The 17,452-nt window shown below is 64.9% G+C and carries 22 protein-coding genes; 5 read left to right on the forward strand and 17 right to left on the reverse strand.

What is annotated here, in order from left to right; genetic code table 11:
* Positions 1-10 precede the first annotated feature (10 nt).
* The 12 genes from AC4D2W_RS01000 to AC4D2W_RS01055 all read right to left on the reverse strand — a co-directional run bounded on the left by AC4D2W_RS01000 (position 11) and on the right by AC4D2W_RS01055 (position 9,452).
* Positions 11-1,423: a V-type ATP synthase subunit B gene (locus AC4D2W_RS01000; protein ID WP_490925064.1), complete on the reverse strand. Its 1,413-nt coding sequence runs from the start codon at positions 1,421-1,423 to the stop codon at positions 11-13.
* A complete protein-coding gene (locus tag AC4D2W_RS01005) occupies positions 1,410-3,245 on the reverse strand; it encodes a V-type ATP synthase subunit A (RefSeq protein ID WP_490925065.1) in 1,836 nt (611 codons plus the stop codon). Before AC4D2W_RS01005 ends, AC4D2W_RS01000 begins: the two co-directional genes overlap by 14 nt.
* Positions 3,230-3,757, reverse strand: a complete 528-nt coding sequence (locus AC4D2W_RS01010; RefSeq protein ID WP_490925066.1) for a hypothetical protein — start codon at positions 3,755-3,757, stop codon at positions 3,230-3,232. Before AC4D2W_RS01010 ends, AC4D2W_RS01005 begins: the two co-directional genes overlap by 16 nt.
* Positions 3,757-3,984, reverse strand: a complete 228-nt coding sequence (locus AC4D2W_RS01015) for a hypothetical protein (protein ID WP_490925067.1) — start codon at positions 3,982-3,984, stop codon at positions 3,757-3,759. Before AC4D2W_RS01015 ends, AC4D2W_RS01010 begins: the two co-directional genes overlap by 1 nt.
* Positions 3,981-4,442, reverse strand: coding sequence for an ATP synthase subunit C (locus AC4D2W_RS01020; protein ID WP_400932619.1), 462 nt, complete (start codon positions 4,440-4,442; stop codon positions 3,981-3,983). Before AC4D2W_RS01020 ends, AC4D2W_RS01015 begins: the two co-directional genes overlap by 4 nt.
* On the reverse strand, positions 4,439-5,767 hold the full coding sequence (locus AC4D2W_RS01025) for a V-type ATPase 116kDa subunit family protein (RefSeq protein WP_490925068.1): 1,329 nt from the start codon (positions 5,765-5,767) through the stop codon (positions 4,439-4,441). Before AC4D2W_RS01025 ends, AC4D2W_RS01020 begins: the two co-directional genes overlap by 4 nt.
* 19 nt (positions 5,768-5,786) lie before the next feature.
* The gene (locus AC4D2W_RS01030; protein WP_490925069.1) at positions 5,787-6,761 is read right to left on the reverse strand and encodes a hypothetical protein; all 975 of its coding nucleotides are present in this window, start codon (positions 6,759-6,761) and stop codon (positions 5,787-5,789) included.
* 51 nt (positions 6,762-6,812) lie between these two features.
* Positions 6,813-7,274, reverse strand: a complete 462-nt coding sequence (locus AC4D2W_RS01035; RefSeq protein ID WP_490925070.1) for a hypothetical protein — start codon at positions 7,272-7,274, stop codon at positions 6,813-6,815.
* Between the two features lie 41 nt (positions 7,275-7,315).
* Entirely contained in the window at positions 7,316-7,669 is a 354-nt protein-coding gene (locus AC4D2W_RS01040) for a ferritin family protein (protein ID WP_490925071.1), read from the reverse strand.
* 280 nt (positions 7,670-7,949) lie between these two features.
* Positions 7,950-8,495 (reverse strand): flavin reductase family protein, encoded by a 546-nt coding sequence (locus AC4D2W_RS01045; protein WP_490925072.1) that lies wholly within the window; start codon positions 8,493-8,495, stop codon positions 7,950-7,952.
* Positions 8,496-8,499: 4 nt separating this feature from the next.
* A complete protein-coding gene (msrB, locus tag AC4D2W_RS01050; protein WP_490925073.1) occupies positions 8,500-8,946 on the reverse strand; it encodes a peptide-methionine (R)-S-oxide reductase MsrB in 447 nt (148 codons plus the stop codon).
* A gap of 14 nt (positions 8,947-8,960) precedes the next feature.
* On the reverse strand, positions 8,961-9,452 hold the full coding sequence (locus AC4D2W_RS01055; RefSeq protein ID WP_490925074.1) for a hypothetical protein: 492 nt from the start codon (positions 9,450-9,452) through the stop codon (positions 8,961-8,963).
* Positions 9,453-9,675: 223 nt separating this feature from the next.
* Between AC4D2W_RS01055 and AC4D2W_RS01060 the strand changes: the two genes are divergently transcribed.
* Positions 9,676-11,055 (forward strand): C1 family peptidase, encoded by a 1,380-nt coding sequence (locus AC4D2W_RS01060; protein ID WP_490925075.1) that lies wholly within the window; start codon positions 9,676-9,678, stop codon positions 11,053-11,055.
* 118 nt (positions 11,056-11,173) lie between these two features.
* A complete protein-coding gene (locus tag AC4D2W_RS01065) occupies positions 11,174-12,481 on the forward strand; it encodes an alpha/beta hydrolase family protein (protein WP_490925076.1) in 1,308 nt (435 codons plus the stop codon).
* A 15-nt stretch (positions 12,482-12,496) separates the two neighbouring features.
* Here AC4D2W_RS01065 and ybaK read toward each other — a convergent pair whose 3' ends face one another.
* From ybaK to AC4D2W_RS01080, 3 genes are all read right to left on the reverse strand, one after another.
* Entirely contained in the window at positions 12,497-13,006 is a 510-nt protein-coding gene (gene ybaK / locus AC4D2W_RS01070) for a Cys-tRNA(Pro) deacylase (RefSeq protein ID WP_490925077.1), read from the reverse strand.
* 31 nt (positions 13,007-13,037) lie between these two features.
* On the reverse strand, positions 13,038-13,502 hold the full coding sequence (locus tag AC4D2W_RS01075) for a SufE family protein (protein WP_400932597.1): 465 nt from the start codon (positions 13,500-13,502) through the stop codon (positions 13,038-13,040).
* Between the two features lie 62 nt (positions 13,503-13,564).
* On the reverse strand, positions 13,565-14,470 hold the full coding sequence (locus AC4D2W_RS01080; protein ID WP_490925078.1) for a sulfurtransferase: 906 nt from the start codon (positions 14,468-14,470) through the stop codon (positions 13,565-13,567).
* 345 nt (positions 14,471-14,815) lie between these two features.
* Between AC4D2W_RS01080 and zapE the strand changes: the two genes are divergently transcribed.
* On the forward strand, positions 14,816-15,853 hold the full coding sequence (gene zapE / locus AC4D2W_RS01085; protein WP_490925079.1) for a cell division protein ZapE: 1,038 nt from the start codon (positions 14,816-14,818) through the stop codon (positions 15,851-15,853).
* Positions 15,854-15,974: 121 nt separating this feature from the next.
* On the opposite strand, the gene AC4D2W_RS01090 is transcribed toward zapE, so the two are convergent.
* A complete protein-coding gene (locus tag AC4D2W_RS01090; protein WP_490925080.1) occupies positions 15,975-16,226 on the reverse strand; it encodes an antitoxin in 252 nt (83 codons plus the stop codon).
* A 205-nt stretch (positions 16,227-16,431) separates the two neighbouring features.
* Complete coding sequence (locus AC4D2W_RS01095; protein ID WP_490925081.1) at positions 16,432-16,626, reverse strand: hypothetical protein; 195 nt, start codon at positions 16,624-16,626, stop codon at positions 16,432-16,434.
* Positions 16,627-16,720: 94 nt separating this feature from the next.
* Here AC4D2W_RS01095 and AC4D2W_RS01100 point away from each other — a divergent pair, with 94 nt between their 5' ends.
* Together AC4D2W_RS01100 and AC4D2W_RS01105 are read left to right on the forward strand one after the other, a co-directional pair.
* Positions 16,721-17,077: a DUF6355 family natural product biosynthesis protein gene (locus tag AC4D2W_RS01100; protein WP_490925082.1), complete on the forward strand. Its 357-nt coding sequence runs from the start codon at positions 16,721-16,723 to the stop codon at positions 17,075-17,077.
* 50 nt (positions 17,078-17,127) lie between these two features.
* Positions 17,128-17,388 (forward strand): DUF6355 family natural product biosynthesis protein, encoded by a 261-nt coding sequence (locus AC4D2W_RS01105; protein ID WP_490925083.1) that lies wholly within the window; start codon positions 17,128-17,130, stop codon positions 17,386-17,388.
* The last annotated feature ends 64 nt before the right edge of the window (positions 17,389-17,452 follow it).

The following is a 17,452-nucleotide window of genomic DNA, read 5'->3' on the forward strand; positions in this document are numbered from 1 at the left end:
GCGTCCGCGCTCACCGGGCATCACCCTCGGGACCGGGCAGGTACTTGTCCAGGAACTCGTTGGACAGCATGTTCAGTTCCCGGCGCGGCAGCAGCGACAGCGCCCGCCAGGCCCGGTCCATGGTTTCCTCGAAGGTCCGCAGCTCGTCCCGGCCCTGGTTCAGCAGGTCGTGCTCCACCACGTTGCGGAACTTGATGTAGGCATTGTCGGTTTCACTCAGTGCCGCCGTTCCCACCAGCTCCGCCAGTTCCGCTGCAGATCGTGCGCGGGCCATGGCGGAGAGGATCTGCGCCGCGACGTCCAGATGGTCTTCCCGGGTGCGGCCCTTTCCGGCACCGCTGCGCATCAGGCGGGACAGGGAGGAGAGCTCATCGACCGGAGGATAAATGCCGCGCGCATCGATGTCCGGTTCCAGCACAATCTGCCCTTCGGTGATGTATCCGGTGAGGTCCGGAACGGGATGGGTGATGTCCCCGGCCGGCATGGTCAGCACCGGCACAATGGTGACGGAACCTTCCCGGCCCTGCACCCGGCCGCAGCGCTCATACAGTGTGGCCAGGTCGCTGTACAGATACCCCGGATAACCCCGGCGGGCAGGGATTTCCCGGCGGGCGGCGGAGACTTCACGGACGGCTTCGGCGTAGCTGGTCATGTCCGACATGATCACCAATACGTCGGAGTCATGGTCGTAGGCCAGGGACTCGGCCACGGTCAGGGCAATCCGGGGAGTAAGGATGCGTTCGATCACGGGATCATCCGCTGCATTCAGCAGCAGCACCAGCTCCCCGGCAGCGGAGCGTTCCTCCAGCCGGTCGCGGATGAAGGCGATGTCCGCGTGCGTCATGCCCATGGCGGCGAACACCACGCGGAACGCCCGGCCCGCGGAGGTGGCCGCCTGGGCGGCGATCTGCGTGGCCAGGGTCAGGTGCGGCAGGCCCGGCACGGAGAAGATGGGGAGCTTTTGTCCGCGCACAAGCGTGGTCAGGGCATCGATCGCGGAGACCCCCGTGATGACCGGATCCTTGGGCGGTTCACGGAACACCGGGTTCAACGGCCAGCCGCCCACGGGGGCCGAGGTCTCCGCGGTAACCGGCGGCCCGCCGTCGAGCGGCTCACCGCGTCCGTTGCACACCCTGCCCAGCCAGCCGGTGCCGGTGGGAACTGCCAGCGGCCGCCCGGAGAAACGGACCTCGATGCCGCCCAGCGACATGCCCTCGGTGCCTTCCAGGATCTGCAGCGTGGTCTCATCCCCGTCCACTTCCAGCACCAGCCCGTGGCGGTCCGGCTGCCCTGCCACGGAAACGGCGGCGAATTCGTCCCAGCCCACTCCGGCGGCGTCGCCCAGGACCAGCAGGGGCCCGCGCAGTTCTCGCACGCCGCTGTGGCCCACCCGGGGGACTGCAGTGCCGTCAGGTTCCGCCATGTGCGCCTCCAGGTGAGTTCGCGGCCGTTTCTGCCGGCCCGTCCAGCTGCTGCAGTTCGCGCAGGAACGCGAGTCCCCGCGCCACGACGCCGTCGGCATCGGTGGGACCGGTGTCCTCCCGCAGCCTCAAAATCGGGGTGAAGTCAACGCGTTCGACGTCGGCAGGCGGCACCCCGCGCGCCACCAGGGCCTGGCAGACGTCCACCACCTCCAGCACAATCTGCAGCAGGGCGGAGCCCTTTTCGGCGGAGGAGTAGCCGTCATTGGGGCTGAGGGCGTTCTGCAGCAGGACACCGTCGCGTATCAGGCGCCCACCCAGCAGCACCATCTGCTCATGCCCGGGCAGGGAAGTGGTGCCGATGATGTCGGCCAGCGCGGTCAGCCGGTCCGCCTCGGAAAGCAGCAGGGTGGCAGAGGCACGCCGCTGGGCCCAGAGTGGATCCCCGTGTGCCGCGTGCCAGAGGGCCAGTGCCTCCGCATCCCGGGAGAAGGAACCGCGCCAGCTGACGGCAGGGTAATGCCGGGAGTAGGCCAGATCACGGTCCAGCACCCAGAGGGAACGCACAAAGCGCTGGGTGTCGGTGGTCACCGGTTCGCTCATGTCTCCGCCGGGAGGGGAGACCGCACCAATGACGGTGACCGACGCCGTCGCCCCGCCCAGGGTGCGCACCCGCGCCGCCCGCTCGTAGAACGCCGCAAGCTCACTGGCCAGGGAGGCGGGATAGCCTTCTTCGGCGGGGAGATCTCCGTTGCGGTTGGCGAACTCGCGCAGCGCTTCGGCCCAGCGGGAGGTGGAGTCCGCAATGACCACGGCGTCGTACCCCATGTCCCGGAAGAACTCGGCTACGGTGACCCCGGTGGCAATGGAGGCTTCACGCGCCATCATGGGCATGTTGGATGTGTTGGCAATGATCACTGTCCTGTCTATGAGCTTCCCGCCGGTCCGGGGGTCCTCCAGATCGGAGAGCCCGTCCAGCACGTCCGCCATCTCGTTGCCGCGCTCGCCGCAGCCCACATAGACAATGACATCGGCGTCGGACCATTTGGCGATCTGCTGCAGGGTCAGGGTCTTGCCCGTTCCGAAGCCGCCCGGCACGGCAGCTGCGGAACCCCGGGGGAGGGGAAAGAGCAGATCGAGCACGCGCTGGCCCGTCTGCAGGGGCACGGCCTCGCTCAGGCGCTCGCCGAAGGGCCGCGGGCTGTGCACGGGCCACTGCTGTGCGAGCGGCACGTCCACTCCGCCCACCCGGGCCACGGGATCCAGCGGACGCACCGGGCCGTCGGCCAGCCACTGAACTTCCCCGCCAATGTTCGGCGGCAGCAGGACCCGGAACTCCACCGTCCCCGCGGCCGGCACTGTGCCCAGAACCTGCCCCGGCTGCACCGTGTCGCCCACGGAGACCGACGGCGTGAACCCCCATTCGGTTCCCAGCACCGTTGGATCTTCTGCGGAGGCCTGCCGATCCTGGGTCAGCCACAGGGGTGCGGAGGACAGCGGCCGGAGCAAACCGTCAAACACCGTCCCCAGCAGCCCCGGACCCAGCAGACCGGAGAGCTGGCGTCCGGTGCGCTCCACGGGGTCACCGGCTTTGAGTCCGCCGGTGTACTCGTACGCCTGAAGGGTTGCATCCGCACCGTTGATGGCAACGGCCTGGGCGGAAATCCGGTCAGGCCCCACGGCAACAACTTCCAGCATGGAAAGACCCGGCAGCCCGGTAACCTCCACAAGGGGACCGCTGACCCGCGTGATCGTCCCCGTGCTGGACGCGGAAGTGCTGGCAGAAGCGGAACCGCTGCCCGAGGCGCTCACTCGTCGGTCCATAACCGGCTCACCTCCCCGGCACGGTTCTCCAGGGCCTGTTCGGCCAGCGCCGGCAGTGACAGGTCCAAATGTCGTGAACCGGCCGATCCGGTCACACCGCCCTTGTAGCTTTCCGTCACCGAAGCCAGCGGCCCCAGGATTGCGTCCGCGCGCTCGGTCAGGAGCCGGAGCATCTGGGGATAGCGGGGGTCGCTGCGCAGCTGGCCGGCTTGTTCCAGGACGCTGCGGATGAGTTCGGTGCGCAGCGCTTCCTGCTGTGCCAGGACAGTGCGGCGTGCCTGCCGGCGGACGCGTGCCGATCGTCCGGCCGCTTCAGTGCGTGCTGCCTCGCTGCCCTGACGCACAGCCTCCTGCCGGATTTGTTCTGCCTCGGCCCGGGCTGAGGCGAGAATATCGGCGCTTTGCCGCCGCGCGTCGTCGGCGTCGCCCCGGGCCTGCATTTCGGCACCGCGGCGCAGGGCGTAACGCACCGGTTCCAGAGCGGCATCCGACCCCGCTGGCAGCCGGCTCATCAGGGCAGCACCGCTGACAGGGGTGCTGCCGGGTCATCGCGTTCCGCGGTGAGGACGCCCGCGGCCGCCGGTGTCAGGATTACTGCCGCCACGGTGTCCGGCAGGCTGCTCCACGCGGCACGCACCTGGACAGCGTCGGACGCCGGATACAGGACGGCGCCGGCCAGCTGAAATCCCTGAAGCAGCGCCGGTTCGCCGAGCGCGGCCACGGTGCCGGGGCTGGTCATGCCTGCCCAATCAGGATGATGGAAATGATCAGCCCGTAGATGGCGATGCCTTCGGCCAGACCCACCACCACCATCGCCCGGCCAAAGATCTCGGGCCGTTCGCTCATGGCGGCCAGAGCAGCGGAGCCGGTGTAGGCCACTGCAATGGCGGCACCAATCGAGGAGCCGGCGACGGCGATCGCGGCTCCGATCAGGGCGGCACCGCTGCTGTCGCTTCCTTCAGTGGCCGCAGCGACGGCGGTGGATGCGGCGCCGCCGTCGCCCACCCCTGCGGAGGCCGGGGCGGCATTCAACGCGGCCGCGAACAGGGCCAGCGCTCCGGCCATCAGCAGTGCGTTCACGCCCAGCAGCGCCTTGATGCCGGTGCGCCTGTTGCGGCGCATCAGCATCACCGCCCCGGCCATCAGCGCGATAACGAGGACGAGGACCAGCGGAAGGCCGGCAAACCAGGGATTCATGGGAGGTGCCTTTCAGCCGGAGACGGGGAAGCTTGCTGTGCCTGTAACGGTTGGGCGGAAGCCGCCGGGAGGGGCGTCCGCGGCTGTTCGCCGGTGTCGGGATGCCACGGCTGGAAACGTCGGCCCTCTTCCTGGAACACGCGGGAGAACAGCTCGTAATACTCCAGCCGCAGCGCCTGGATGCCGGCCACCAGTCCTTCCAGCGCGAAGGTGAGAATGTTGCCGACGATGAAAACCAGGATGGCCAAAACGGCCCGCCAATCCGGCGCCCAGAGAGCTGTGGTTGCCTGCCAAACCACCATCAGGAGGGCGGCGTGCGTAAGGCCAAAGGCCGCCAGGCGGGCGAAGGACACCAGATTGGAGCCGAGCTGCACCACGGAGTCCACCAGTTCGACGCTGGCCTGCAGCCCGCCCGTCGCTCCGCCTCCGGACTCGGTGAAGAGGCCGATGAACATGAGCACCAGGGCAATCAGTGCGGCCACGGCCGCGATGACGAGGATGCCTGCATTGGAAGCCAGCAACCCCCACGCCAGCAGGCCCACCGCAGCGAACAACAGTGCTCCGGCCAGGCCGGAGCGGGCGTACAGTGCGTAAGCCCAGCCGCCCTCACGGACCCGGTTGATGGTGCCCAGAGTGTAGGAGCCGGCCAGCAGGACCGCGCCCAGCACCACGGCCGCGATCATCAGCGGGATCGGTTCTTCCAGGGGCTCCAGCCACAGCACCGGGATCACGCCGGTGGGTCCGAAAAACTCACCGTAGAGGAAGCCGAAGAAGACGGCGGCCACCCCGGCCCCGGTAATGAACAGCCAGGTCCGGCGGAACCGTTCCAGCCACGGCACTTTCAGGAACCGGATCAGCAGTCCGGCAATCACCAGCAGGGCTCCCTGCCCGGCGTCGCCGAACATCACGCCGAACATCACCACGTAGGCGACGCCGGCAATCCGGGCCGGGTCCAGGTCTGCGTACGGAACGGTGGTGTAGGTGTCCACGAGCAGGCGGGACAGCACCGGCACCTGGCGGCGTTTTCTGTCGTCGCCGGTCAGCAGGGTGGGCGGCTGCACGCTTCGCGGGCGCCGGAGCACGACGGCGGAGGCTCCGTGCGGTTCCAGCGCCGCCTGCAGGTGGGGCAGTTCGCGGGACGGTGACCAGCCCACCAGGGCGGCCACCGGGCCGTGGACGACGGCGGTTTCCGCTGCCCGGTCGATCTCCTCCGGGCCTGTTCCCGCCTCGTACGGCAGGTCAAGTTCCACTGCATCGGTGCGCGCCACATCAACCAGCATGCTGCGCCGTGCCGCCAGCGGCGCCACCAGGGCAATGCGTTCCATCCGCACAGGGCTAAGGGTTTCACGCCACGGCATTGAGCACCTCACTGGATCCGGCATTCACGGCTGCGGCAGCGAGCGCGGCCCTCACCCGCCAGGCGTCCGCTGCCAGTACCGCCATGGCGCCCAGCACGACGTCGGGCCCCGGCAGCCCGGCACGGAGCAGGTGAAAACCGTCCGTCTCCACACGCGTGGCCAGAGCCGCCTCAGCCCGCCACAGGTCCGTGGGGTCTGCCACTGGTTCCAACACCCGGGCTGCTGCCGGCGGCAGGGAGGCGCGCAGGGCCTCGGGGGTATCAGCACCCGTCCACCCGGTTCCGATCAGCGGGCGCAGCAGAGTCAGCAGCCGCTGGTCCGAGGACGTCCTGTTCACCAGGACCAGACGGGCACAGAGCAGTGCTCCGGCCGAGGCTGCCCAGGTCCGGACTTCAGCGGCTTCGGCGGCGAGTCGCCGGAGCCAGACAACGGTCAGCACGTCCGCCAGGGCGGCTTCCGTCCCGGGATCGCCCCAGGGTGATGCCGAGAGGATCAGCCGAAGGTCCTGCTCGGAGCCTGCCGTCCGGAGCCGCGGCCAGGCTGTGGCCAGCCCGCCGAGATCAAAGAACTGCTGGCCCCGATTCGCTGAGGCAGCATGCCGGTCGCCGGCAGATGGACCCGCGTCCGGCGCCTGCTGGCCACGGCGCAGAAGCAGATCCAGGGCAAGGATGTTGTCCGCCTCGAATGCTGCTGCCGCGGCGCGGACCAGCCGTGCTCCACCGGCGGGAAGCCAGCCCGCCATGACGCGCAGCTGCCACAACACCGTTCGCCGGGTGGCAAGGTTCGCTTCCGGCAGTGTCCGTGCCGCGCGCAGCTCATCGCTGTACGCACTGTCGGAAAGCCGCTCGAGGCCGGCCTGCAGATTGGGGGCTGCGGCGACAATCCGGCAGGTTCCTGCTCCGGCCCGGCGCTGAGCCATCGAGCGCGCACGCACTGATGCCGCTACCCAGTCGGATCTCATCGCCGGACATTCCTCATGTGCAGGTACCTTTCGTTGGCTGTTCCCCGTGAGTCATTCGGTGCTGTTCTCCGCCCCTGCACCTGACGCGGAGCTAAGCAGGTCCCGCACCAAATCGGCCACAATCACCGCTGCCAGCTGCGGCACCCGTGATTCTCCCCGCCGCTTGATTTCGTCCGCTTCTTCACGGGCCCGCTGGAGCATCTCCTCATCAGCAGCCGCGGCTTCCCGGGAGACGGCGGCGGCAGCCTCTGCGCGCACTGCTCCGGATTCCATGCGGGCCTTTTCCACCATGGCTGCCGCCTCCTCGCGGGCCTGTTTTACACTCTGCGCTGCCCGCTTCAACGCGTCTGTTGTCAGTGCTTCGGTTTCACGGACAGTGGGATCCAGCGCCTCGAAAACCGGGACGAGTTCCGCCTCAGGGCCCTGATTATCCGTGGCCGGAACTCCGGCTGGTCCGGCCGGCCCCGGGGCACCCACAGGACGGAACCGGTCCAGCAAGCTGTTGCGTGCCATCAGGGCACCTCCCGGGAAGCAGTTGTGCGGATGTTGCGGTCTTAGCCGCTGGTTTGTGCGCCGGAACCCTCGGTGCTGTCTTCTGTGGCTTGAGCCTCTGACGCTTCGCCGTGCTGGACGATGTCCCCGTCGGTAAAGAGGATGCCGCGGGCAATTTCCCGCCACAGCGGTGTCCTTCGCAGCAGGAACTCAAGTTCCATGCTGAAATGCTTGAATTCTTCGCCCAGGGAGTCATGCATGATGGCCCGTGATTCCGCGTCGGGCTCTACTGCCATGCGCTGCACATACCAGCCGATGGCCTCGGCCTCTTCGCTCAGGCTGGCGCACATCCGCGCAAAAGTCCTGGTTTCGGCGGGAAGTTCAGACGGCGGCTCGTGGTACTGCTCTGTTCCCATGATGATCTCCTGATGCGGCCCGGTTCAGGCGCGTGTCCGGGTTGGAGAAGAGCCCGCAAAGTACGGCACTCTTTCGATGCATCCCCCGTGGTTGCCTGTTATCCGAGGTTAGGGTGGGCCCTGCAGGGAAACAATGGCGCAGGCCCGGGGTCCATCGGTGGCATGCAAAAAGGCCCGGATGCACTGAAGAGGTACAGCGCATCCGGGCCTGGGATCGGTGGGAATGGTCCGGTCTGAACGGACGGGTTCTGAAACGAAGCGGTGCGAAAGAACGGAAATGCTAGGCGAGACGTCCGTAGGCCGAGGCGAAGTGCACCAGCGGGTCGGCGTCGTCGTCGGCCGAGGCGCGGCGGCCCATCGCCACCACTTCACCCACCACCAACTGATGGGTGGCCGCTGTCGTCACTTGGGTGGTGCGGACTTCAAACCAGGCAATGCAGCCCTCGATGACGGCCGCGCCGGTGACGGGGCCGCGGCCGTAATCCACCTGGCTGAGCAGACCTTCCAGCGGAGACCCGGGGCTGGCCAGCCAGTTTGCTGTGCCCCGCTGGCGGGCGGAGAGCAGGCTCAGCGCCCACGTGCCGCTGTCCACCACCGCCTCAGCGATCCGTGACTCGGCGTACAGGCTGACCAGCAGCGTTGGCGGGTCGTAGGAAACCGAAAGGAAGCCGCTCACTGTGGCCGCGTAGTCCCTTCCGCGCAGCCGGGTGGAGACAACAGCCACGCCGGAGGCAATATCGGCGCTGAGCAGGCGGTAGCTGTCGATCGCCTCATCGGACACTTCCGGGGAGGGCACCAGCTCTCCCCGGAAGACGCCGTGTTCCACCGCGCTACTTGGCGTTGTCGCCGGAAGCTGAATCCGCGGGAACCAGCTTCACGGACACGGAGTTGATGCAGAAGCGCTGATCGGTGGGCGTATCAAAGCCTTCGCCCTCAAAAAGGTGTCCCATGTGAGAGTCGCAGTTCGCGCAGCGGACCTCAATCCGGTCCATCCCCATGCTGCGGTCATGAAGGTAGCGGACCTTGCCTTCGGACAGCGGGGCGAAGAAGGACGGCCAGCCGCAGTGCGAGTCGAATTTCTCGCTGGAGGTGAACAGTTCGCTGCCGCACGCGCGGCACTGGTACACGCCGGCAGTCTTGGTATCCCAGTATTCGCCGGTGTAGGGGCGTTCGGTTCCGGCCTTGCGCAGGACCTGATATTCCTCGGGGGTCAGTTCCTCACGCCATTGATCGTCGGTCTTTTGTACGGGCACGGTGCCGGTGGTGTCTTCAGTCATATTCGCGTCAACGCTTAAGAGTCGCCAATAAATCCCGAACCGGAGTAGAGATGCAGCACCGGCACTCCCAGGCGGTCCTGCGCCTCGTTCGCCCAGTCGGTGCGGAAGGTGTCTTCCACCGCGTGCGGCATGGTGATGACCACCACCTGCTGCGCGTTGGAGGCTTTGGCTGCGGTGACCACGGCCCGGACCGGGTCCTCTCCGGTCACTGAGCCGGTGGCGTCCAGGCCCGACGACGCGAGCAGCTTCAGCGATTCGGCCAGCTCCACTTCCGCGGCCTTGGTTTCCTGGTCCTTTGTGGGCTTTTCACCGGTCAGGTTGCGGAGCGCTGCGGAGAAATCCAGCATGCTCAGGTTGTCCAGGATATCGACCAGCAGATTGCGTCCGGTATCAGCCGGCACCAGGACCTCGAACCGGGCCGGGTTGTCCTGGATCAGATACCGCAGGTTGGAGATGTCCACGTCGTTGAGGGACTCTTCGGTCAGCACCACGATTGTTGCAGTCATGCGGACAGCTTAGTCCTACCCCGGACACTGCAGATGCTCTCAGCACCTCCAGCCGCAAGAGGCCCCTGAATCTTGTGCAGTAAAAGACTAGGGGCTGGTTTTGAAAATCGGTTGGCGGAAAAGGAATTTCGGAAAGTCCTTGTTGATCGAAATATTCAAAACGTATACTCGGTGCCTGCCGCTGTTGGAACGGCTGTCCCGAACGTGGAAGCGAGCAAATACCTTGTCGATTAACGCCACCGCAAAAGAGCATCAGGCCCCGAAAGTGGAACGGGAACGGAAACTGAACCCGGAATTCGTGGAGGCACTCAGCAAGGGCTTTACCTCGGATCCGCGGCAGGTACGCGCGCAGAACGCGGTGACAGCTGTCCCGGTCAATGACGTGGCCCTGAACCGGAGCCGTCTGCTCACGGTTACCAAGACCATGTCCCACCGGCTGGACGACTGGGATGCGGCGGACCAGAAGAAGAGCGGCCGCTGCTGGCTCTTTGCGGCGCTGAACCTTCTTCGCGCAGACGCCCGGAAGAAGCTGTCGGTCAAGAACTTTGAATTCAGCCAGAACCACGCCATGTACTGGGACAAGCTGGAGCGGGCCAACAGCTTCCTGGAGGACATGATCACGCTCGCGGACCGAAGCCCGGATGACCGGCTGCTGTCCTTTCTGCTGGGGGACGTCATGAACGACGGCGGGCAGTGGAACATGGCAGTCAGCGTGTTCAAGAAGCACGGGGTGGTGCCGAAGGAGGTCATGCCCGAGACGGAGTCATCCTCGAACACCTCCGCCATGAACCAGTCGCTGAGGAGCTATCTGCGCAAGGAAGCGCGGGTTTTGCGCGACGTTGCTGCCTCGGGCGCAGGACCTGTTGAGGTGGCCGCACACAAGGAGCGGATCCTGAAAGATTTCCATGCCATCCTGACCATTCATTTGGGTACGCCGCCGAAGGAATTTGAATGGGCCTGGAATGATGACAACAAGGAATATCACAATGCCGGATCCTTCACTCCGCAGGAATTTCTCGCGGAGTTTACTGAAATTGCTCTGGACGAATACGTCTGCCTGGTCGATGATCCGCGTCCGGAGCATCCCAAAAACACCCCGCTGACCGTGGCTCATCTGGGCAATGTGCTCGGCGGAGATCCGGTGCTCTACCTCAATGCCGATATTGCCGTTATGCGGGAGCTGACGGCAGCAGCGATCGCCGGGGGAGAGCCGGTGTGGTTCGGCTGTGACGTCTCACCGCAGATGTCCGGCAAAGACGGAGTGTGGGCGGGGGACCTCTTCGACTATTCCGGGGTCTACGGAGTGGACATGGTCTCCACGAAGGAAGACCGGGTGCGGTACCGGGATTCGGCGATGACCCACGCGATGCTGTTTACGGGTGTCGATCTGGCGAACGGAAAGCCGCGCCGCTGGCGGGTCGAGAACTCCTGGGGCACCGAAAAGTTCGACAAGGGCTTCTGCACCATGGATGATTCCTGGTTCGAGGAGTACGTCTTTGAAGTCGTCGTGCATAAATCCCGGCTGACCGGTCCGTTGAAGGCCGCGTTGTCGGAAGAGCCGCTGGTCTTGCCGGCCTGGGACCCGATGGGGGCGCTTGCCTGATCCGCTGACGAGGCAAGTGACGGCCGTGTGCCGGCCGAAAGGTGTGTCGCAGGCGACAGTTGGGTGCAGGCGGCACGGGCGCGCTGCGCTGCGTAAATCCATCGGTAAGAATGGAGGTATGCCTCTCTCTATCCCCTCGCTTCCGTTCCCGGCTGTTACCGATGTTCCCGCACCCGAGCCCGCGTCCGGGCTTTCCGCTCCGTGGATTAAATGGACGGCTTTCGGTGCGGGGGTGGGCGCAGCGGCCACAGCGGCGCTTTTCGCTGCGACGTCCGGGCTGGGCGTCTACTTTGCCCGGCAGGTAGTCACTCCGCGCCGCACCCGTGATGCCAATCTGGAGATTCTTGCCGTATTCGATTCGGAGCACGGGAAGCAGATCATTCTTCCGGCCAATGAAGACACCACCGTGGACGGCACCTACAGCCTGTATTTCGACGGCGGCAAGGGCCATGCGCGGATCGGCGCCATCCGCTCCTATGTTCCCCGCGAGGGAACGGTGCAGCGCGACGTCGAGGAAATCTACAGCGGCGACCTCGCCAAAGTCCTGCGCGGCTGGTGGAGCGGTGCCATCTACCCGTCCCCGTCCGCCGTCGGCCTCGCCGAGGAGGAAGTTCACGTTCCCGTGGACGGCGGCCTGGCGCCTGCCTGGCTGGTGCGCGCGGATCCCGACGCCGCCACCTGGGCCATCATGGTCCACGGCCGCGGTGCCCAGCGGACCGAGTGCCTGCGCGCGGTGCGCACTGCCCGTGAGGCCGGGCTGACCAGTCTGCTCATTTCCTACCGGAACGACGGCGAAGCTCCCTACACGCCGGACGGACGGTACGGTTTGGGGCTGACTGAATGGCACGACGTCGAAGCCGCCATCCGATACGCCCTGAACCACGGTGCCAAGGACGTTGTCCTCTTCGGCTGGTCCATGGGCGGCGCTGTCAGCCTTCAGGCTGCCGACCGTTCTCCGCTGCGCCGTCACATCCGGGCGCTGGTGCTGGACGGTCCCGTCATCAACTGGCTCGATGTGCTCAGCCACCACGCCCGACTCAACCGCATTCCGGTGCAGTCCGGACGGCTGGGCCAGTGGCTGATCTCGAATCCCGCCGGCCGTGCCCTCACCGGTCTGGCCGCGCCGCTGGACCTCAAGAGCATGGACTGGGTTTCAAGGGCCGAGGAGATCCGGATTCCCACCCTGATCCTGCACAGCGAGGATGACGAGTTTGTGCCGTCCGGTCCCTCTGCCGAGCTGGCGGAAAAGAATCCCGGCGTGGTGACCTTCGAGCGGTTCTCCAAGGCCGGCCACACCAAGGAGTACAACGTGGATCCCGAGCGCTGGGAGACCACGGTGCTGGTTTGGCTCAACAACATCCTGGGGCGCACCCGGCATCCTGCGGTGCGTCGGCTGGACGCCGAAACGCCGTCCGCGGGTCTTTAGCGGCAGCCGCTTCGGTCAGGACGGCTGCGCGGCGATCGGGGCCGTCAGGGCCTGCGTGAGCCGGATCAGGTCAAAGGGAGACAGGCCTATCTGCAATCCGCGCCTGCCCCCGGACACGTACACGGTGTCCAACAGTTCCACCCGGTTGTCGATCCCGGCGGGAGAAGAGCGCTTTTGCCCCAGCGGGGAAATACCTCCGACCACGTACCCGGTGCGTTTCTCCGCCTCGTGCCGGTCCGCCATCACGGCCTTGCGCGCGCCCATGAGGGAAGCGAATTTCTTCAGGTCCAGGTTCAGCGTCACAGGCACCATGGCTACCGCCAGGCGGCCGCCCAGGTCCACCATCAGCGTTTTGTAGACGGTTTCGGGCGGCAGGCCCAGCTTTTCGGCTGCTTCCAGCCCATAGGAGGGGGCACCGGCGTCATGCTCGTAGTGGCGGACCGTGTAAGGAATCTTCTGGTCGTCCAGCAGCTGCGTGGCCGGCGTGGCGCCCTTGCCCGAATGCTTGTCCCGATTCCCTGCCATGACTGAGGCCCTCCTGGGTTAGTAGCGGTGCTTATGCCTGTGCCGGCTTCTCACTGTCCGTGAGGCGTCGCTTGATCCGGCCAAGCATGGCGGACATTCCGCGCATCCGCAGCGGGGTGATGGCGCGCGTCAGGCCGAGCCGGTCGGGAACGTCCGCCGGAACAGCGAGGATCTCCGCGGCGGGGAGGCCGTTGAGCCCTTCGTGCAGGACGCTGGCGAACCCGCGCGTTGTGGGTGCTTCCCGCGGTGCCGAGAAGTAGAGCTGGACGCGGCGCTCGGGGGAGTCATCCACCTCGATCGTCAGGAACAGCGGTGACTGGCATTCCACGACCTGTTCGAGCAGCTCGGGCCGGTCGGCAAGGTGCTCGGGAAGGGCCGGAAGGGTCCGCGAGAACTCCAGAAGCAGCTCGAGCCGCTCAGCTTCTTCCAAGGCCTGGAAGTCCTCGATGATTTCCGCGAGCTGCGCGGGGACGGTGGTGGGTGTTGTGGTGCTCATGTGCTTCGGCTTTCCGCTGTGGCGCTGGTCTGCTGGTTGGTTGGGTGGATGTGCTGCGCGGGTTAGCGTGCAGCCGGTGCTTCGCCGGGAGCTTCACCCTTGACGATGGGAACGCGGACTGCGTTGCCCCATTCGGTCCAGGATCCGTCGTAGTTGCGCACGGAATCAAAGCCGAGCAGGTGCTTGAGGACAAACCAAGTATGGCTGGAACGTTCACCGATCCGACAGTAGGCAACGACGTCGTCGCCCTCCCGAAGGCCCGCCTGGTCCTGGTACAGGGCCTCCAGCTCGGCGCGGGTGCGGAAGGTTCCGTCCTCTGCGGCGGCCTTGCCCCAGGGCACGGAGGCTGCGGTGGGAATGTGTCCGCCCTTCATGGCACCCTCGTCCATGTAATCGGGCATGTGGGTGCGGTCGCCGGTGTACTCCGCGGGGGAGCGGACGTCGATCAGCGGCCCCTTGCCCAAGTGCGCCAGGACGTCCGGCAGATAGGCGCGGATGGGTGCGTCGTTGCGTTCGACGACGGGGTAGTCGGTGCGCGACACCTCGGGCTTGTCCTCGGTCAGTTCGCGGCCTTCGGCGATCCACTTGTCCCGGCCGCCGTCGAGCAGACGGACGTCCTCATGGCCAAACAGCGTGAAGACCCAGAGGGCATAGGCGGCCCACCAGTTGCTCTTGTCTCCGTAGATGACCACGGTGGAATCACGCGAAATACCCTTGCGGGACATCAGATCAGCGAAAGCTGCACCGTCCACGAAGTCGCGGGTATCGGCGTCGTTCAGGTCCGTGTGCCAGTCGATTTTCCGTGCGCCCGGAATGTGGCCCGTGTCGTAGAGCAGGATGTCTTCATTGGATTCCAAAACCACCAGGCCCTCGGAGCCGAGGTTTTCGGCCAGCCACGCAGTGGAAACGAGCCGTTCGGGGTGGGCGTATTCGGAGAACTTGGATGCGGTGTCAGGGGCAATCGACATGTACGGGCGCCTCTTTCGGTGTCGGATTGTCTGCTGCCGAACGCAAAAGCGGCGGCACGGGCTTACCTCTAGCCTAACGATGTGAGCCGGTGAAAACTTCCTCAGCGGTTAGGGCCGGCATTCCAAGGACGAGCAGAGAACTTATCTGCGGAGTTGCTGAACGGTTTCGGGGACCCGCCCCGGTGCCGGTCCGGCCGAAACGGAGGGACCGCAGACGGGCGGCGGCGCGCTGTTGGCGTATCGTTGCAACGGCGGCATTTTGCCGGCGGCAGCTTGGTACCACTGGCCGCATCAACCGGGGACCTTTTTGACGGCTTTCAACATCGGATGGACGGATTGCGCACAGTGGCACAAGCGGAGCACCTTGTAGAGCGGACTCCCCGGGTCTCGACGGACGAACTGCTAAAGGGTTTCTACCCTTCACCCCGTTTCGGTGAGGTTTCCTTCGACAGTTACCGTCCTGATCCCTCGCAGCCTTCGCAGGCGCAGGCCGTGAGCGCCATGCGGAACTTTGCCGTCGCCGTCGACGTCCCCGAACCCACAGGCTTGCGCAAGCTTTTCGGTGCCAAGAAGCCTGATTCCAAGGCCGGGTTCTACCTCGACGGCGGTTTCGGCGTCGGCAAGACCCACCTGCTGGCCTCACTCTGGCACGCGGTGGAGGGTCCGAAGGCCTTTGGCACGTTCGTGGAGTATACGAACCTTGTGGGCGCACTCTCCTTCCGCAAGACCGTCGACGCCCTGAGCGCCTACAAACTGGTGTGCATCGACGAATTTGAACTCGATGATCCGGGGGACACGGTGCTCATGTCCCGCCTGATGCGGGAACTGGCCGATGCCGGCGTCAAGCTTGCCGCCACTTCCAATACGCTTCCGGGCTCGCTGGGCGAAGGCCGCTTTGCTGCCGTTGACTTCCAGCGTGAAATTCAGGTTCTGGCGGATCAGTTCGACGTCGTGCGCATTGACGGTGACGACTACCGGCACCGCGGGCTGCCGCAGTCTCCGGATCCTGTCAGCGAGGAAGAACTGGAAAACCGGGTTGCTGCAGAGTTCAGCGGCAAGGTTGTTGCCGACGATGACTTCAGCACCCTCATCAACCACCTTTCCAGCGTCCACCCAAGCCGTTACCGCCAGCTCATCGAGGGCATTGACGCGGTTGCCTGGCACAACGTGAGCACGATCACGGAGCAGTCCGTTGCCCTGCGGTTTGTCGTCCTGGCTGACCGGCTCTATGACAAGGATGTTCCCATCCTCGCCAGCGGCGTTCCGTTTGATCAGCTTTTCACTGAAGAAATGATGAACGGCGGATACATGAAAAAGTACTTCCGCGCGGTTTCCCGCCTTACCGCCCTGGCGCGTGAAGGCCAGACCGGGGAAGTTGCCTAGCCTGTCGGCTCGTTAGCTGGTCAAGTCGGCGCCGTGCTTCAAAACTGCAGGCCGGCATTAACGACGAAGGTCCTGGTCCGCCTCTCGGCGGGACCAGGACCCTTTGTCGTGCTCTGAAAGCTTATACGGCCGGAGGAGTCGGTCCGGATTCGGTTCCGGGACCCTGATTGCGGTCGACCTTGTCTACCGCCTCAGAGGCCTTGCTCTGGAAGCCATCGATCTTGTCGGAGTACTTTCCGCCGGTCCTCTGATCGACAAATTTCCCTGCGTGATCGATGCCGCCCTTGATCTTGTCAGCGTTTCCGCCCACAAGCTCGGTAGCCTTGTCCTTCAGCTCTCCGGCCTTGCCCTTGAGCCCGTCAAATACAGACACGGACCACCTCCTTTCGCAGGGGAAACCATACGTTTCCCGTTCACCACCCATGGTAAGCCACCTGAGTAGCTGGGCCAAGGACTGAAAACAAGGGGGATGGAGCCGATCCATGGTCCGGGATGCTCACGGGGTTTTCTGGCGGGGTACCGGCTGCTCTCCAGCGGAGCCTGCGGTGCCGCCTAAAGCTGGCGGACAGGCTGGGGGGTCAACGTTCCTGCTTCCGGCGATCCTTGCCCGCCCGGGTGAAGGACTCAGCGACTACAACAATGAACACCAGGACAAAGAGTGCGACGGCGGCCGGAATTGCCACCTCCGGCGGGATCACCCCATTTCGGTCGAGAATATCCAAAAGGAAAAACGCTGCTAGCAGGATGGCTGCATACCTAATTCGACGATCCATGCGGGAAAGCTTATCACGGCGGCCTTGACACGAAATATCGATGTGCTAACTTTGTCTGCTTATTCCAAATTGAACGATCAAGGAGGAAGAAATTATGAGCAAGGGACTATTGGCAAAAACAGCCGCGGTAATTGTGACCACCGGAGGTCTGGTTGCCATTTCGGCGACTGATGCGCCGGATGCAAAGGCCTACGCCTGCGGGCATTTCACCGAGTGGGAGGACCATGAGTCCTGGGCCCATATAGACCTACCCATTGTCGGGTCGGTGGATTTGTTTGGTGGTAAGCGGGAGGTGGCCCATTATGGGCACTGCGGAGACGGAAACGTGCGCATCACCGTAAATACAGCCGACGGTGACCAATCCCTTTGCGTGCAGCCGGGTGACACCCGTCTGGGGTTTGCGACTATGGATCGAAAAATCTCATATTCATACTACACTGGGGGTTGCTAATGTCTGGCAGTCGTCGGAAAATTGCCCAGTTTGCGTCAACCGGAATTCTTATGGCGGGATTCATCGCAGTCCCCGCAGCGGCCCATGCTGCAACTCCATGCGGGTGGCAGGCTGATGAAAAGTGGTACAGCAGTCCGTACGCCGAAGCCGGCACTTATTTTCACTGCACGGATTCTAATACTCCGGTGAAAATTCACATTGAACACACATACGCCTCGCGTGAAATGTGTGTGGCGCCCGGGGAGACCCGCCTCTACGCTGATCCATCCATTGGTGCATTGAAAAATGTTTGGGCCATAGGTGCCTGCTAGTTGGCAGGGAAGCTTAAAGCACTGAAGGAGCAGGCTAAGTAGCCTGCTCCTTCAGTTGCTGCCT

Source organism: Arthrobacter sp. TJ-58 (assembly GCF_058269295.1).